General features: G+C 71.3%; 15 protein-coding genes and 1 tRNA gene. 5 read left to right on the top strand and 11 right to left on the bottom strand.

Annotated features, from left to right (window positions below):
• Position 1 precedes the first annotated feature (1 nt).
• Positions 2 to 292 carry a hypothetical protein gene (locus BQ6202_RS01865; protein WP_072312670.1) on the top strand — a complete coding sequence of 97 codons (291 nt, stop codon included), beginning with the start codon at positions 2 to 4 and terminating at the stop codon, positions 290 to 292.
• A gap of 56 nt (positions 293 to 348) precedes the next feature.
• Here the strand turns inward: BQ6202_RS01865 and BQ6202_RS01860 are convergent, their stop codons facing one another.
• Together BQ6202_RS01860 and BQ6202_RS01855 are read right to left on the bottom strand one after the other, a co-directional pair.
• Positions 349 to 1,518 carry an RtcB family protein gene (locus tag BQ6202_RS01860; RefSeq protein WP_072312671.1) on the bottom strand — a complete coding sequence of 390 codons (1,170 nt, stop codon included), beginning with the start codon at positions 1,516 to 1,518 and terminating at the stop codon, positions 349 to 351.
• Between the two features lie 289 nt (positions 1,519 to 1,807).
• Positions 1,808 to 2,740: an aldose 1-epimerase family protein gene (locus BQ6202_RS01855; protein WP_072312672.1), complete on the bottom strand. Its 933-nt coding sequence runs from the start codon at positions 2,738 to 2,740 to the stop codon at positions 1,808 to 1,810.
• 151 nt (positions 2,741 to 2,891) lie between these two features.
• Here BQ6202_RS01855 and BQ6202_RS01850 point away from each other — a divergent pair, with 151 nt between their 5' ends.
• Positions 2,892 to 3,794, top strand: a complete 903-nt coding sequence (locus BQ6202_RS01850) for an NAD(P)H-binding protein (protein WP_072312673.1) — start codon at positions 2,892 to 2,894, stop codon at positions 3,792 to 3,794.
• A gap of 33 nt (positions 3,795 to 3,827) precedes the next feature.
• Here BQ6202_RS01850 and BQ6202_RS01845 read toward each other — a convergent pair.
• The 5 genes from BQ6202_RS01845 to BQ6202_RS01825 form a co-directional block, all read right to left on the bottom strand.
• Positions 3,828 to 3,901 (bottom strand) — tRNA-Leu (locus tag BQ6202_RS01845).
• 92 nt (positions 3,902 to 3,993) lie between these two features.
• Positions 3,994 to 5,037, bottom strand: coding sequence for an iron-siderophore ABC transporter substrate-binding protein (locus BQ6202_RS01840; RefSeq protein WP_072312674.1), 1,044 nt, complete (start codon positions 5,035 to 5,037; stop codon positions 3,994 to 3,996).
• Between the two features lie 19 nt (positions 5,038 to 5,056).
• A complete protein-coding gene (locus tag BQ6202_RS01835) occupies positions 5,057 to 5,893 on the bottom strand; it encodes an ABC transporter ATP-binding protein (RefSeq protein WP_072312675.1) in 837 nt (278 codons plus the stop codon).
• Positions 5,890 to 6,951, bottom strand: coding sequence for a FecCD family ABC transporter permease (locus BQ6202_RS01830; RefSeq protein ID WP_234946074.1), 1,062 nt, complete (start codon positions 6,949 to 6,951; stop codon positions 5,890 to 5,892). The genes BQ6202_RS01835 and BQ6202_RS01830 overlap by 4 nt, the downstream gene beginning before the upstream one ends.
• Positions 6,948 to 8,063 (bottom strand): iron chelate uptake ABC transporter family permease subunit, encoded by a 1,116-nt coding sequence (locus BQ6202_RS01825; protein WP_234946075.1) that lies wholly within the window; start codon positions 8,061 to 8,063, stop codon positions 6,948 to 6,950. The genes BQ6202_RS01830 and BQ6202_RS01825 overlap by 4 nt, the downstream gene beginning before the upstream one ends.
• Before the next feature lie 180 nt (positions 8,064 to 8,243).
• Between BQ6202_RS01825 and BQ6202_RS01820 the strand changes: the two genes are divergently transcribed.
• The gene (locus BQ6202_RS01820; RefSeq protein WP_072312676.1) at positions 8,244 to 9,620 is read left to right on the top strand and encodes an extracellular solute-binding protein; all 1,377 of its coding nucleotides are present in this window, start codon (positions 8,244 to 8,246) and stop codon (positions 9,618 to 9,620) included.
• Between the two features lie 68 nt (positions 9,621 to 9,688).
• On the opposite strand, the gene BQ6202_RS01815 is transcribed toward BQ6202_RS01820, so the two are convergent.
• Together BQ6202_RS01815 and BQ6202_RS01810 are read right to left on the bottom strand one after the other, a co-directional pair.
• Complete coding sequence (locus BQ6202_RS01815; RefSeq protein WP_072312677.1) at positions 9,689 to 10,645, bottom strand: carbohydrate ABC transporter permease; 957 nt, start codon at positions 10,643 to 10,645, stop codon at positions 9,689 to 9,691.
• A complete protein-coding gene (locus BQ6202_RS01810) occupies positions 10,642 to 11,535 on the bottom strand; it encodes a carbohydrate ABC transporter permease (RefSeq protein WP_083586951.1) in 894 nt (297 codons plus the stop codon). Before BQ6202_RS01810 ends, BQ6202_RS01815 begins: the two co-directional genes overlap by 4 nt.
• A gap of 285 nt (positions 11,536 to 11,820) precedes the next feature.
• On the opposite strand from BQ6202_RS01810, the gene BQ6202_RS01805 reads away from it, so the two are divergent.
• On the top strand, positions 11,821 to 12,357 hold the full coding sequence (locus tag BQ6202_RS01805; RefSeq protein ID WP_072312678.1) for a gamma carbonic anhydrase family protein: 537 nt from the start codon (positions 11,821 to 11,823) through the stop codon (positions 12,355 to 12,357).
• Positions 12,358 to 12,473: 116 nt separating this feature from the next.
• Positions 12,474 to 12,968 (top strand): SRPBCC domain-containing protein, encoded by a 495-nt coding sequence (locus BQ6202_RS01800; RefSeq protein ID WP_083586765.1) that lies wholly within the window; start codon positions 12,474 to 12,476, stop codon positions 12,966 to 12,968.
• A gap of 141 nt (positions 12,969 to 13,109) precedes the next feature.
• Here the strand turns inward: BQ6202_RS01800 and BQ6202_RS01795 are convergent, their stop codons facing one another.
• Positions 13,110 to 13,997, bottom strand: coding sequence for a bifunctional methylenetetrahydrofolate dehydrogenase/methenyltetrahydrofolate cyclohydrolase (locus tag BQ6202_RS01795; RefSeq protein WP_072312679.1), 888 nt, complete (start codon positions 13,995 to 13,997; stop codon positions 13,110 to 13,112).
• The gene (gene glyA, locus BQ6202_RS01790; RefSeq protein ID WP_083586953.1) at positions 13,994 to 15,343 is read right to left on the bottom strand and encodes a serine hydroxymethyltransferase; all 1,350 of its coding nucleotides are present in this window, start codon (positions 15,341 to 15,343) and stop codon (positions 13,994 to 13,996) included. Before glyA ends, BQ6202_RS01795 begins: the two co-directional genes overlap by 4 nt.
• Positions 15,344 to 15,378 lie beyond the last annotated feature (35 nt).

Below are 15,378 nucleotides of genomic sequence, written 5' to 3'. Positions count from 1 at the left end.
GGTGAGCGCCGGGCGCGCACCCGAGCCGCCCCACCGTTGGAGCGACAGCGCCGGCGAGTGGTCGCTCGTGCTCGGCATCATCGCGATCGCCTGCGCGTTCGTGCCGGTGATCGGCGACGTCATCACGCTGCCCTTCGCGGCCGGCGCGGTCGCGCTCGGCTTCGTCGGCATCCGCGCGGCCCACGGGCGGCGCGCCTGGCGATCGGTGCTCGCGATGCTCGGCGTCGCGCTCGGCGCGGCCGCGATCGCCACGGTCGTCGTGCTGCTGATCGCCACCTCGCACACCGGCTGACCCCGCACCCCTCCGCGCTGGTGGCGCAGGAGAGGTGCGAGGTCAGGCGTCAGCCGTCAGTCGCCCTTCACGTTGACGATCTGACGCAGCGTGTGCCGCACGCGCACCAGGTCTGACGCATCCGCCATCACCTCGTCGATCGGCTTGTAGGCCTGCGGGATCTCGTCGATGAAGGCGTCGGTGTCGCGGTACTCGATGCCCACCATCGCCGCGCGCAGCTCGTCGCGGGAGAAGGCCCGACGGGCGGCGCTGCGGGAGAGCCTGCGCCCGGCACCGTGCGGCGCCGAGTTGAGCGAGACCGGGTTGCCGAGCCCCTCGACCACGTAGGACGCGGTGCCCATCGAGCCCGGGATCAGCCCCGGCCGACCCTCGTCGGCCATGATGGCGCCCTTGCGCGACACCCACACCTGCTTGCCGAAGTGGCGCTCCGACTCGGTGAAGTTGTGGTGGCAGTTGATGCGCTCGAGCTCCTGGATCTCGGCCCCGACGAAGCGGCCGAGCTGGTTCGCGACGCGATCCATCATCTCCTCGCGGTTGAGCAGCGCGAACCGCTGCGCCCAGCGCAGCTCGGTGATGTAGCGGTCGAACTCCTCCGTGCCCTCGACGAGGTAGGCCAGGTCGGGGTCGGGCAGGTCGATCCACCACTGCTGCGCGAGGCGCTGGGCGACCTTGATGTGGTGGCCGGCGATCCTGTTGCCCACCCCGCGCGAGCCGGAGTGCAGGAACATCCACACTGCTCCCGCCTCATCGAGCGACACCTCGATGAAGTGGTTGCCGCTGCCGAGCGAGCCCAGCTGCAGCCGCCACTGCTTCGCGTAGGACGCGGGGTCGAAGTCGCCGTCGGACGCCAGCTGCTCGAGCTCGGCGATGCGCGGCTCGGCGGTCGCCTGCAGCTTGCGGTTGGCGTGACCCGCCGAGAGCGGGATGCTGCGCTCGATCTGCTGGCGCAGCTCGCCGAGCTCGCGACCCTCGAGGTCGCTGCGCTGCAGCTGGGTGCGCACGGCGATCATGCCGCAGCCGATGTCGACGCCGACGGCGGCCGGCATGATGGCGCCGAGCGTCGGGATGACCGACCCGACCGTCGCGCCGCGCCCGAGGTGGGCGTCGGGCATCAGTGCCAGGTGCGGGTGGATGAACGGCATCCGCGACGCGGTGCGAGCCTGCTCGAGGGTGTGGTCCTCGATGATGCTCGCCCACGACACGAGCCGCTTGGAGATGGTCTCCATGGTTCCTGTTCCTTGTGAGTTGCGATGACTGCCACAGGGTGCGGGCAGCCGCTCACGAGGAGGCGTCGTCCCGAACCCTGACGGTGCGGGACGCGAAGCGGATGGGCTACGCGGCGAGCGCCGGAGGGCATGGCGTGGGGAGGTTCGAGTGATCCCGAACCTCTGCCTGTCGTTCGCGCTTGACGCTCACGATCGCCACCTTCTCGACTGCCTGCCGTGCGGGGTGCACAGCCTTGCGACGCTATGCCATGCGGCGCGGGGCGTCAATGGGTGCGCGCGGGGATCCGCCTCAGAAGCCGACCGGGTCGATGCCCCAGTGGCCGACCCAGCGCTCCCCCGGCTCGAGCCAGACGAGGCCGGTGCCGCTGTTGAGAGCATTCGCGGGCGCCGACATCGGCTCGACGGCGGCGACGTGCTTCGGGCCGACGGCCGCCGGGAAGTCGCGGGGCGTGAACACGACCGCGAAGGGGAACGCGGAGTCCTGCCAGAGCTCGGCCCCGCGGCCGGTGTCGTCGATGAGCGACGAGGTGACCACGCCGTCCTCGAGCTCGAGCCCGGAGTAGTTGTGGTCGATGTCGAGCTCTGCCAGCCGACGGCCGCCGCGCAGGTCTGGCGCCGTCGCATCCATCGCATCGACCAGGGTCTCCTCGGTCGGGATGAGCCCTTCTGCGTTGAACACGCGCGCTGCCGGCACGGTGAGCGTGAGGCGCTCGGCCGGTGTGTCGCCGACGGAGAGATACGGATGCGCGCCGCACGACCACGGCGCCCGCTCCGTCCCGACGTTGACGGCCTCGTGGGTGACGAGCAGGCCATCGTCGGTGAGCTCGTAGGTGACGGAGGTGTCGAGCAGGAACGGGAAGCCGGTCTGCGCGTGGATGGTCGCCTGCAGCACGACCTTCGAGTCGGTGTGCTCGAGCACGCGGTATGGCGCGAAGCGCAGCAGGCCGTGGCTGGCGTTGCCGAGGTCGCGCTCGGTGATGGCCAGCTGCTGGCGCTTGCCGTCGAGCTGCCAGTCGCCGCGGGCGACGCGGCCGCCCCACGGCGCCAGCACGATGCCCTGCGCCTTGGCCGGGCGGGCCTCCTCCGGGAACGGCTCGACGAGGTCGACGCCATCGAAGACGAGCTCGCGCAGCCCCGCAGCGACCTCCGTGATCGTCGCGCGCAGCTGCTTGCCGTCGACGGTGCCCGAGAGGGAGAACTGCTGGCCGGTGGGTGCGCGCATGCCGCGAGCCTACTGAGGTCTGAGGTCTGAGGGCTGACGCAGGGTTCCCTGAAGCAGCCCGCGCACGGCACGGCGAGCGGCTTCGGCGTCGTATCGTCGAGAGTCCAGCATTCGGGAGTCGACCGGCCCCAGCCACCCAGGAGAGACACGCATGACCGAGGCCCCCGCACTGGCTGATGGAGCGCTGCCCGATGGCGCGCGCTCAGCCGCTGCGCCGGCGCTTCCCGAGCTCGCGATCACCGGCGCGACCGGCACGGTCGGGCGGCTGACGGCAGAGGAGCTCGCACGGGGCGGTGCGGCGCTGCGGCTGCTCGCCCGCGACTCGGCCAGGGCCCCGCAGCTGCCGCGCGCCGCGATCATGGCCTGCACCTACTGCGACGACGAGCTCGCGCGGGCTGCGCTCGTCGGCGTGCGCACCCTGCTGATGGTGTCGGCCGACGAGGAGCCCCAGTGGCTCGAGCAGCAGCTCGGCTTCGTCGCCGCCGCCGTCGACGCCGGCGTCGAGCACATCGTCTACCTGTCGACCCAGGGCGCCTCGGCGACCTCGACCTTCACCTTCGGCCGCTCGCACTTCGCGACCGAGGAGGCGATCCGCGCGAGCGGCATGGCCTGGACCATCCTGCGCAGCGCCTTCCCTCTCGACCTCGTCGCCCTGCTGCCGGGCGCGGACGACACCGTGCAGGGCCCCGCGGGAGAGGGCCGAGTCGCGGCCGTCGCCAAGCTCGATGTCGCCCGAGCTGCAGCTGCCGTCCTGCGGGATCCCGCAGCGCATGCCGGCCGCACCTACGAGCTGACCGGGCCGCGAGCGCTCTCGTTCCACGAGATCGCCGCGACCCTCACCGCGGCGACCGGCCGACGCATCCGCTATCTCGACGAGACCGTCGAGGAGGGCCGTCGCTGGCGAGCGGCGACGGGAGCGAGCGAGATGCGCGTGGAGGCCTGGGTCTCGACCTACACGGCGATCGCTGCGGGCGAGAACGAGCATGTAAGCGGCGACGTCGAGCTGCTCACCGGCCGCCCGCCGGTCGCGCTCGAGGAGCTCGTCGGGCTCTGAGCCCCTCGCGGCCGAGGCCGCCCGGGCGACGCGTGCCCCCGCTGGGGTTCGAACCCAGACTGCGCGGAGTTTAAGTCCGCTGCCTCTGCCGATTGGGCTACGGGGGCCGGGCGCTCGCCCGCCACTACGGTACGCCGAAGGGCGGGGCGCCGAGGCGCACCCGCCCTTCGAGGCGCTGCCGAGATGGCAGACGTCGCGGTCAGAGCTTCGCAGCGGCCTCCGCCAGCTGCGGCACCAGCTCGTCGAGCACGACCGGGATGCTGAGCGCGCTCGCCGCACCCCATGCGCCGGCGAGGTCGGAGGCGGGGTCGATGAAGACCGCCCGGCCGTCCTGCACGACGCTCAGCGACGAGAGCAGCGCATCCTGCTCGGTCTCCTCGAGCGTGTAGCCGATGGGCAGGATGACCGCCGTATCGGCGTCGAAGGCAGCGACGCTCTCGGCAGAGGCATTGGCGAAGAAGCCGGAGGACTCGAGGTCGGCGATCGCCGGGTTGTTCTCGAAGCCGAGCTCTGCGAGCAGGTCGAAGCGGCCGTCGCCCGGGAGGTAGGCGCCGTAGGCGTCGCCGAACTTGGCGACGGATGCCGTGGTCAGGCCCGCGAACTCGGGGTTGGCCTCGGCGGCCGCGGTGATCTCGCCCTCGACCTCCTCGATGAGCGCCTGCGCCTCGTCGGCCTTGCCGAGCGCCTCGCCGACGAGCGTCAGCTGGTCCGTCCACTCGGTCGCGAACGCACCAGCGCCCTCGGGTCCGTAGATGGTGGGGGCGATGTCGCTGAGGTTCGTGAACTCCGCCTCGTCGTTGCCTGAGCGGGTGTTGAGGATCACGTCGGGGTCGAGGCCGAGGATCTGCTCGTAGTTGAGCGACTCGTCGCCGCGCTCGATGAGCACCGGCTCCTCATCGCCGAAGAGCTCGGCCGCCCAAGGTCCGACGCCGTTGCTCTCGGCGCCGAAGCCCTGCCAGTCGAAGACGGCGACCGGCGTGACGCCGAGGGCGAGCGCCATCTCGGCATCCGACCAGCCGAGCGCGACGACGGTGAGCTCGCCGTCCTCGGGCTGCGGCACCTCGACGGCGCCGAACATCGTGTCGACCGTCGCGAGGGGGCCGTCACCCGCGGGCGCCTCGCTGCCGGTGGGCTCTGTGGAGACCTCGGGCGTGGAGGCCGAGCAGCCGGCGAGCAGGCCGATGGCCAGCGCGCCGGCGATCGCTGCGGTGGCCGCGCGAGCGCGGCGAGTGCGGAGTGTCATGGGTTTCCTTTCGGTGGGTTCAGTCGCCCGCGGCCTGCGGCATCGCCGAGACGGCGCCGTGGGCGAGGGGAACGATCATGGGCGTGTGCGACTCGGGGTCATCGAGCACGCGGCTGCGCACGCCGAACACGCGCTCGACGAGCTCGACGGTGACGACCTCGGCGGGCGTGCCCTCGGCGACGATCGCGCCGTCGCGCATCGCGATCAGGTGCGTGGCATAGCGCGCGGCCTGGTTGATGTCGTGCAGCACGGCCACGAGGGTGCGCCCCTCGTGGTGCAGTCGGCGGCACAGCTCGAGCAGCTCGATCTGGTGCGCGATGTCGAGGAAGGTGGTGGGCTCGTCGAGCAGCACGAGCGGGGTCTCCTGCGCGAGCACCATCGCGATCCAGACGCGCTGCCGCTGCCCGCCGGAGAGCTCGTCGACGCGACGCTTCGCGAGATCCTCGGTCGACGTCGCCTGCAGTGCCGCGCGCACGGCCTGCTCGTCCTCCGCCGACCACTGCTGCAGCAGCCCCTGGTGCGGGTACCGGCCGCGGCTCACGAGGTCGACGACCGTGATGCCCTCGGGTGCGATCGCGGTCTGCGGCAACAGGCCGATGGTGCGGGCCACCTCGCGCGTGGGCTTCGAGCGGATGTCGTCGCCGTCGAGCACGATCTGCCCGTGCGTGGGCGGCAGCAGCCGGGCGAGCGAGCGCAGCAGCGTCGACTTGCCGCACGCGTTCGGGCCGATGATGACCGTGAACGAGCCGTCCGGGATCGCGACGTCGAGCCCGTCGATCACGTGGCGGTCGCCGTAGCCGATCGAGGCGCCGCGGGCCTCGAGGCGGGAGCCGCCGTCGGCGGGGTGCACAGTCATCGCTGCTCCTTCATGCCGCGCGAGAGCAGCCAGACGAGGTAGGCGCCGCCGAGGCACGCGGTGATGACGCCGACGGGGTACTGCGAGGGCGCGATGACGCGCTGCGCGAGCACGTCGCTCGCCAGCAGCAGCAGCGCGCCGACGAGCGCCGACGCCATGAGCGCAGGGCCCGTGCCGCGCACGAGCCGCTTGGCGATCTGCGGTGCCGCGAGCGCGACGAAGGTGATGGGCCCGGTGATCGCGGTGACGATCGAGACGAGCCCGACGCCCACGACGAGCAGCATGATGCGCGTCGGCTCTGCCCGCACACCCAGCATGCGGGCATGGTCGTCGCCGAGCTCGAGCACCGTGAGCCGCCGCGAGAGCAGCATGCACGCGGGCGTCAGCACTGCGAGCGTCGCGATCACCGGCAGCACCTCCGGCCAGCGCGCCTCGTTGAGCGTGCCGGCGCCCCAGATGGCGGCCGTCACGGCCTGCTCGAGGCTCGCCCGCACGAGCAGGTAGGCGTTGACCGCGCTCAGCACCGCGCTCACCGCGATGCCGACCACGATGAGCCTGAAGCCCTGCACTCCGCGCTTGAAGGCGAGCGCATAGACCGCGAGCGCCGTCGCGAGGCCACCGATGAAGGCGCCGACGGACACGGATGCGGCGCTCGCGCCGAGCACGAGGGTCACCACGAGCGCGCCCGTGTAGGCGCCGGTCGAGAAGCCGATGATGTCGGGGCTGCCGAGCGGGTTGCGCGTCATCGACTGGAAGATCGCTCCGGAGATCGCCAGGCTCATCCCCCCGACGATCGCGAGCACCACGCGCGAGAGCCGCCACTCCCGCACCACGCGCACGGTGCTGTCGTCGCCCTGCCCGAGCAGCGCCGCGAGCACCTGGGGCACCGAGAGGTCGGAGTCGCCGAAGGTGAGCGCGAGCGCCGAGAGCGCCGCGATCGCGACGAGCAGCGCCGCGCACACCGCGAGCGCTCGTCCGTCGAGCAGCAGCCGGATCCCGGCGGGGCCGCGAAGCATCCGGACGCGCGAGGGCCACAGCGCCATGCTCGCGCCGCTCACAGCGACCGCATCCTCGTGCGGCGCACGAGCGCGATGAGCACGGGCGCACCCACGAACGCCGTGACGACCCCGACGGGCAGCTCGCTGCCCACGAGCACGCGACCGAGGACATCCGACAGCAGCACGAGCGCAGGACCGGCCACGAGGCTGAAGGCGATGATCCAGCGGTGGTCGACGCCGACCGTGAACCGCGCGACGAACGGCACGACGAGGCCGACGAACGTGATCGGGCCGACCGCCGCCGTCGCGGCGCCGCACAGCAGCGTGATGGCCACGAAGCCGACGCCGCGCACGAGCGGGATGTTCGTGCCGAGCGCTCTCGCGACCTCCTCGCCCATCGTGAGCGCGTTGAGCGAGCGAGAGAGCAGCAGCACGGCGACTGCGGCGACGACGATGAGCAGCCAGACGGCGTGCACGCTGTCGAACTGCCTGCCCTGCAGCGAGCCGGCCGACCAGAAGCGCACGCGGTCGAAGACCGTGGGGTTCGCGAACGTGATCGCCTGGCTGAAGCCAGAGAGGACGGCCCCGATCGCGACACCCGCGAGCACCAGCTTGACGGGCGTGCCCGCCGCCGGCCCGGTCGTGCCGACCAGGTAGACGACGGCTGCGGCGATGCCGGCGCCCACCACGCCCCAGACGATCTGGCCGGATGCGATGCCTGCGCCGAAGAAGCCGGTGCCGACGACGACGGCGAAGTAGGCGCCGGCGTTGACGCCGAGCAGGCCGGGGTCGGCGAGCGGGTTGCGCGTGAGGGCCTGCATGACGACACCCGCGAGGCCGAGCGCGAGCCCGGCGAGCACGGCGAGGATCGTGCGGGGCACGCGGTAGTCGCGCACCAGCAGGTCGTTGGTGGTGGTCCCGTCGCCCATGAGCGCGTTCAGGACGATCTGAGGAGAGAGGTCGCCCGAGCCGACGAAGAGGCTGAGCGCCGACGAGGCCGCGAGCAGGAGGAGCGACGCCACGACGGCGAGGACGCGGGTGCGGGTGCTGCGGCGACGACCGGTGCGGCGACGGCCGGCAGCGAGCGCGTCGGCGCTCGCATCCGGTCGTGCGGTCGAGGTGTCAGGCAGGAGGGGGCTCCACGGTCGGGCCAGGCGATCGTGGAGGACCACGGTGCCGAAGTAAGGCGAGCCTAACCTGTCTGCGCCTGCGCGTGCACGCCGCGCATCCGCCCGCGCTCGTCGACGGAGGAGGAGAACCTGAGAAGTGGCCGATACCCGCGGGGTACAAAGGGGCGTACCGTCCGCGAGAGGAGCGGTCGTATGGTGACCGCTGCAGGAGAGAGGGTTGACATGCGATCACGCTTGGGCGCCGCTGGCGCCGCTGCGGCTGCGACAGCACTGCTGCTGACCGGCTGCGGAGGAGGCGGCACGCCTGCCGCGGAGGCCGACTTCGGCGCTGAGCCGACCGGCACGCTGAGCGGCTGGGGCTTCGAGAACACCGATGACGTCGGGCAGGCTCGACTCGATCACGCGGCTGGAGCGCTCGAGGGCGTCACCGTCGAGCTCGACCAGACCGCGTTCGACGCGCAGAAGTTCACCACCCTCTCGGTCTCGGGCGGCATGGCCGACGTCGTGCAGATGGATCGCCAGTTCGTGCCGACCTATGCCGCGCAGGGGCTCATCATGCCGCTCGACGCGTGCTTCGAGGCCAACGACCTCGACCCGCAGTCGCACTGGTACCCGCAGGTGACGAGCGACATCACCTATCAGGATCAGATCTGGGCGGTGCCGCAGTTCTACCAGCCGCCCGCCATCCTCACGAACGCGCGCGTCATGGAAGAGGCCGGCGTGAGCGCCGAGGATCTCGATCTGAGCGACCAGGAGGCGATGATCGCCGCCGCGGAGGCGATGACCGTGATGGAGGGCAACAGCGTGACGCGCGTCGGCTTCGACCCGCAGGGCGTGCCGAAGGCCAACCAGTGGATGCTCGCGTTCGGCGGCGGCACCGTCGACGAGGAGGGCGCACCGACGCTCGACCGCGCCGAGAACGTCGAGGCTGTCGAGTTCCTGCAGGAGCTCTACGAGGTGCAGGGCGGCTACGCCGAGGTGAGCGGCTTCGTCGACTCGATCGACATCTTCGGCGACGGCAACAGCTATGCGAACGACACCGTCGGCGCCGCGGTCTTCGACCAGTGGTACCTCAACGTGCTGACGCCCTACGCCGACGACGTCGAGATCGGCGCCATCCCGATGACGACGACCGAGGGCGAGCCCTTCTCCGCCACCGGAGGATCGGCGTTCGTGATCCCGGCGGGCGCGCAGAACCCGGCTGCCGCGTGCGCCTGGGCGCTCGAGCTGACCAGCGAGGAGGCCTGGACCGCAGCTGCCGACGCCCGCGCGGCGACGACCGAGGAGGACGAGGGTCGCAACGGCATCAACACGGGTCTGTTCACCGGCTCGCCCGCGGCCGACGAGATGATCCGCGACGAGTATGCCGCGGCCGACGGCTACGAGGGCTTCGAGCAGGCCATCGACGTCTACTACGACGTCGCGGCAGAAGGCGCCTCGCTCGGCGGCTCGGCCGCTGGGCAGCAGATCCGTGGCGAGCTCGAGAGCGCCGTCACCTCTGCCCTGCTCGGCGAGTCCTCGCCGGCTGACGCGCTCGCGGAGGCGCAGCAGGCGGCGATGTCTGCGTACGAGCAGGCGGCCGACGTCAACGAGGGCTGAGCCAGGCACTCACCTGACGCACACGAGAGCGGGGGCGGCTTCGGCCTCCCCCGCTCTCGCGTGCCGCCTCAGCCGGTCTTGCCAGAGGTGGCGATGCCGTGGATGAACGAGCGCTGCCCGAAGGCGAAGAGGATCAGCATCGGCAGCGTCACGATCAGCGCTGCGACCATGACGTACTGGTAGTCGCCGTGCCCGCCGGACTCCGGTGCGTACTTCGTCATCGCGCTGGCGATGCCGAGCGGCACGGTGTACCCCTCGGCCGACCCGGTGTTCAGGTAGATGAGCGCCCCCTGCAGGTTGTTCCAGCTCGCCTGGAACTCGAAGAGGAACACGATGACGAACGACGGGAGCGACAGCGGGAACGCGATGCGCCAGAACTGCCCCCACGCGCTCAGCCCGTCGACGCGCGCCGCCTCGAACAGCTCCTTCGGCAGCCCGAGGAAGAACTGCCGCAGCAGGAAGATGTAGAAGGCCGAGCCGAAGAGGTTGGCGCCCCACAGCGGCACGTTCGTGCCCACGAAGCCCAGCTGGTTCCAGATCAGGAACTGCGGCACGAGGGTGACCGCGCCCGGCAGCATCATCGTCGCGAGCAGCACACCGAAGAGCACCTTCCTGCCCGGGAAGCGGAACCGAGCGAAGCCGAACGCCACCATGGCGCTCGCGATCGTCACGAACCCTGCGGCCAGCACGGCGATCAGCACGCTGTTGCCGAGCCACGAGAGCAGCGGCAGCTCGTTGAAGACGTCGACGTAGTTCTGCGGCACCCAGGTCTCGGGGATCAGGCGGTTGTCGAACACCTCGCCACGCGGCTTGAGGCTCGCGGAGACCAGCCACACGAGCGGGTAGAGGAACAGCGCGCTGCAGCCCAGCAGCAGCAGCCAGCGCACCACCTGGCCGGCCCAGCCCCATGCCGAGAGCCGCGGCCCGCGATCGCGCGAGGGCTTGGCTGCCGCCTTCGCGAGGTCGCCAGAGGTCATCGGGGCAGCCGCGGCCGCCTTCGCGCTGACGTCGGTCGAAGCGGTCATCGCTCATCCCCCTCGTAGTAGACGAATCGGTTGCCGACCCGCATCTGGATCATCGAGATGATGAGGATGATCAGGAACAGCAGCCACGCCATGGCGGCTGCGAAGCCGAAGTTGAACTGCCGGAAGGCCTGCTCGAACAGGTAGATCGCATAGAACAGCGATGCATCCGTCGACCCGGTCCCCGTGGTCCGATGGAAGAGCAGGAAGGCCTGATCGAAGATCTGGAAGGCCGCGATCGTGAGCACCAGCACGTTGAAGAGCACCGCCGGAGAGATCAGCGGCAGCGTCACGTGCCAGAAGCGGCCCCACGGCCCGGCGCCGTCGATCGACGCCGCCTCGTAGAGCTCCTTCGGCACGTTCTGCAGCGCGGCGAGGAAGATCACCATCGTGCCGGCGACGCCCCAGATGGTCATCAGCACGATCGACGGCTTCACCCAGTCCGGGTCGAGCAGCCAGTCGGGCCCGTCGATGCCGATGGATGCGAGGCCGCGGTTGATCGCACCCGTCGAGCCGTTCAGCAGCAGCAGGAAGACGGATGCGGTGGCGACCGTCGGCGTCATCTTCGGGAGGTAGAAGATGGTGCGGAAGAAGCCGGCGCCGCGCCGAACGCTGTTGAGCAGCAGCGCGAGCCCCAGCGCGAGCGCGATCTCGAGCGGCACAGCCAGTACGGCGTAGAAGAGCGTGTTGCCGAGCGCCGTCGCAATCTTGGGGTCGGTGATCAGCGACTCGTAGTTCGCGAAGCCCGCGGGCCGCGCGGTGTCGGTCGCCAGCTGGTAGTAGCTGAAGGAGATGACGAGGCTGTAGATCATCGCGCCGAGCGTGAAGATCAGGAAGCCCAGCACCCACGGCGAGATGAACAGGTAGCCGGCGAGCGCCTCGCGCCGCCGCATCGGGCTCGCGCGCTTGCGCTCGCGTGGGCGCCCGCGCTTGCCGCTCGCAGGCAGGTCGTCTGCTGATGCCGACGGGTCCACGGGCGGTGCGGCAGCTGCAGACGAGTTCGACACCGATGTCCTCCATTCGAGCGATCCGGGAGAAGCGCTGCTCTCCTTGTACCCCCTTTCTCTGAGAAGCGCATCCCGTTCTTCTCCAGCGGCGCGCGTGCGGGGGCTGCAGCGTGCAGCGCATCCGCTCGCGCTGACCGCGCCATCAGCGGAGTCCCGGCGTACGCTGACCCCATGACCGTCCACGAGCGAGCCACGATCATCCCGCTGCCCGACCGGGTGCCGCACCTGCCCAAGTCGGCGCTCGTGATGCCGGGCGTCGTGATCGCCGGGGCCGTCTCGCTCGGCGAGCGCGTCGGGATCTGGCCGGGCGCCTCGCTGCGCGCCGAGGAGGAGGCCGTCGTGATCGGCGACGACTCCAACGTGCAGGACTCCTGCTCGCTGCACGTCGACCACGGCTCGCCGCTGACGATCGGTGCGCGCGTCTCGATCGGCCACAACGCCGTCGTGCACGGCTGCACCGTCGAGGACGACGTGCTCATCGGCATGCACGCGACCGTCATGAACGGTGCCGTCATCGGCTCGGGCTCGATCATCGCCGCCGGAGCGCTCGTCACCGAGGGCACCGTCATCCCCGAGCGCTCGCTCGTCGCCGGCGTGCCCGGCAAGGTGCGGCGAGAGACGACCGACGACGAGGTGCTCGCGATCGCCCGCAACGCCGAGACCTACGCGAAGCGCATCCGCCTCTACGTCGACGCGATCGGGCGCTGAGGCAGCAGCGGGAGGCGCTGAGGGCGCCAGCTCGCGGCGCAGCGCCGGCCGGTGACGCCACCCTGGCGGTGCACGGGTGCGGATGCGTAGGCTCGGCTGCACCGGGAGGAGACCGCATGGGCATCGAACGGACGGGCAGCGTGACCGAGCACGGGCAGATGTGCGAGCTGACCCTGGAGCGGCAAGTGACGGCCGACGCGATCGCGGTGTGGCCGTTCCTGTCGGAGTCGCGGGAGCTGGGTCTCTGGTTCGCCACCTACGTCGGCGACCCCGACTCGGGCGAGGTCGTGCTGGCGATGACCGCCGAGGAGGGCGACGCGACGAGCGCCGTCGAGATCATCGACTGCACGGCCCCCGAGCACCTGGTCGTGCAGACGACGGATGAGGCCGGCAGCTGGAGCCTCGAGGTCGAGCTGGTGGATGGCGGGCGCGAGCCCGGCTCCGGCACGCTGATCCGCTTCACGCAGCACGAGCTGCCGCTGACGATGCTGCCCGACGTCGCCGCGGGCTGGGAGTGGTACCTCGACCGCCTCGTCGCCGCGATCGGAGGCCAGCCCATGCCGGAGTGGGACGACTACTACCCGGCGCTCCGCGACGCCTACACGGCCTGACCCGGCGCTTCGACACGGTGAGCGCCTTCGGCGCGCACCGGCTCAGCGGGCTACTGCTCCCTGAGCCGCTCTGCGCCCGAACGGCTCCCAGCCGTCCCCTGAGCCGCTCCGCGCCCGAAGGGCGCAGAGCGTGTCGAAGGGTCAGCGCGAGCGCACCGACTTCTCTGCCATCTGCACGACGTTGTCGAGCAGCATGACGCGCGTCATCGGGCCCACGCCGCCGGGCACGGGCGAGACCCAGCCAGCGACCTCGCGCACACCGGGGTCGACGTCGCCCAGCAGCTTCACCTTGCCCGTCTCGGCCGAGAGGCCGCGCGTGATGCCGACGTCGAGCACCGCGGCACCGGGCTTCACCCAGTCGGCCGTGATGAGCCCCGGCACGCCCACAGCTGCCACCACGATGTCGGCCTCGCGCACCTGCGCGGCCAGATCGGGCGTGCGGGAGTGGCAGAGCGTCACGGTCGCGTCGATGCCCTTGCGGGTCAGGAGCAGCCCGAGCGGACGGCCGACCGTCAGCCCGCGGCCGACCACCGCGACGGTGGCGCCGGCGATCGCGATGTCGTGGCGGCGCAGCATCTGCACGATGCCCGCCGGGGTGCACGGCAGCGGCGAGTCGATGGGGCCGTCGACGCCCAGCACGAGCCGGCCGAGGTTGGTCGGGTGCAGGCCATCGGCATCCTTGTCGGGGTCCATCAGCTCGAGCATCGCGTGCTCGTCGTGCCCGGGCGGCAGCGGCAGCTGGATGATGTAGCCGGTCACCTCTCGCGCCGAGTTGAGGTCCTCGATCGCCGTCCGCACGTCGGCGCTCGACGCGTTCGCCGGCAGGTCCACGCGGATCGACTCGATGCCCACCTCGGCGCAGTCGCGGTGCTTGCCCTTCACATAGGACTGGCTCGCCGGGTCCTCGCCCACCAGCAGCGTGCCGAGGCCCGGGTGCACGCCCTTGGCGCCGAGCGCATCCACTCGCTCCTTGAGCTCGAGCTTGATGGCCGCCGCGGTCGCGTTGCCGTCGAGCAGGCGCGCCGTCATCGGGCGGAGCCGCTGCCGTCGACCGACGAGCCGAGCTCGTGCACCGCCTCGGGCTGCCCCGAGGGGCCGAAGCCCGCGTAGAGCGGGAAGGCGTCGGCGAGCTTCGCGACGCGGGCGCGCAGCGGCTCGAGGTCGGCCTCGGCTGCATCGGCGCCGAGCTGCAGCGCGAGCGCGATCACGTCGGCGACCTCGGTGAACTCGGTGTCGCCGAAGCCGCGGGTGGCAAGCGCCGGCGTGCCGATGCGGAGGCCCGACGTGACCATCGGAGGCCGCGGGTCGTTGGGCACGGCGTTGCGGTTCACGGTGATGCGGATCTCGTGCAGGAGATCCTCGGCCTGCTTGCCGTCGATCGCGGCGTCGCGCAGGTCGACGAGCACCAGGTGCACGTCGGTGCCGTTCGAGCGCACGGTGATGCCCGCATCCGCCACATCCTGCTGCATGAGGCGGTCGGCGAGGATGTGCGCGCCGCGCAGGGTGCGCTCCTGGCGCTCCTTGAACTCGGCGGAGGCCGCGAGCTTGAAGGCGGTCGCCTTCGCCGCGATCGCGTGCATGAGCGGGCCGCCCTGCTGGCCGGGGAAGACGCCGGAGTTGATCTTCTTCGCGATGTCGGCGTCGTTCGTCAGGATGAAGCCCGAACGGGGGCCGCCGATGGTCTTGTGCACCGTGGACGAGACGACGTGCGCGTGCGGCACCGGGCTCGGGTGCACGCCGGCGGCGACGAGGCCCGCGAAGTGGGCCATGTCGACCCACAGCAGCGCGCCGACCTCGTCGGCGATGGCGCGGAAGGCCGCGAAGTCGAGCTGGCGCGGGTAGGCCGACCAGCCGGCGACGATCACCTTCGGCTTGTGCTCGATGGCGAGGCGGCGCACCTCCTCCATGTCGACGCGGCTCGTCTCGGCGTCGACGCCGTAGGCGACGATGTCGTAGAGCCGGCCGGAGAAGTTGATCTTCATGCCGTGCGTGAGGTGGCCGCCGTGGTCGAGCGAGAGGCCGAGCACCGTGTCGCCCGGGCGCGCGATCGCGTGCAGGACGGCGGCGTTGGCGGTGGCGCCCGAGTGGGGCTGCACGTTGGCGAACTCGGCGCCGAAGAGCGACTTGGCGCGGTCGATCGCGAGCTGCTCGGCGACGTCGACGTACTCGCAGCCGCCGTAGTAGCGGCGGCCCGGGTAGCCCTCTGCGTACTTGTTGGTCAGCACGCTGCCGGCGGACTCGAGCACCGCGACCGGCACGAAGTTCTCGCTCGCGATCATCTCGAGGAAGTCGCGCTGGCGGTTCAGCTCCTGCTGCAGGACCTCGGCGATCTCGGGATCGACCTCGGCGAGGGGCGAGTTGAACGTGCTGGGCATGCGGTCGGTCACGGGTGCTCCTTCGCTGATGCGCT

The organism is Agrococcus sp. Marseille-P2731 (assembly GCF_900117395.1).
Taxonomy (GTDB): Bacteria; Actinomycetota; Actinomycetes; order Actinomycetales; family Microbacteriaceae; genus Agrococcus.
The sequence above is the reverse complement of the archived record's forward strand: the minus strand, read 5'-3'. Positions and strand labels throughout refer to the sequence as shown.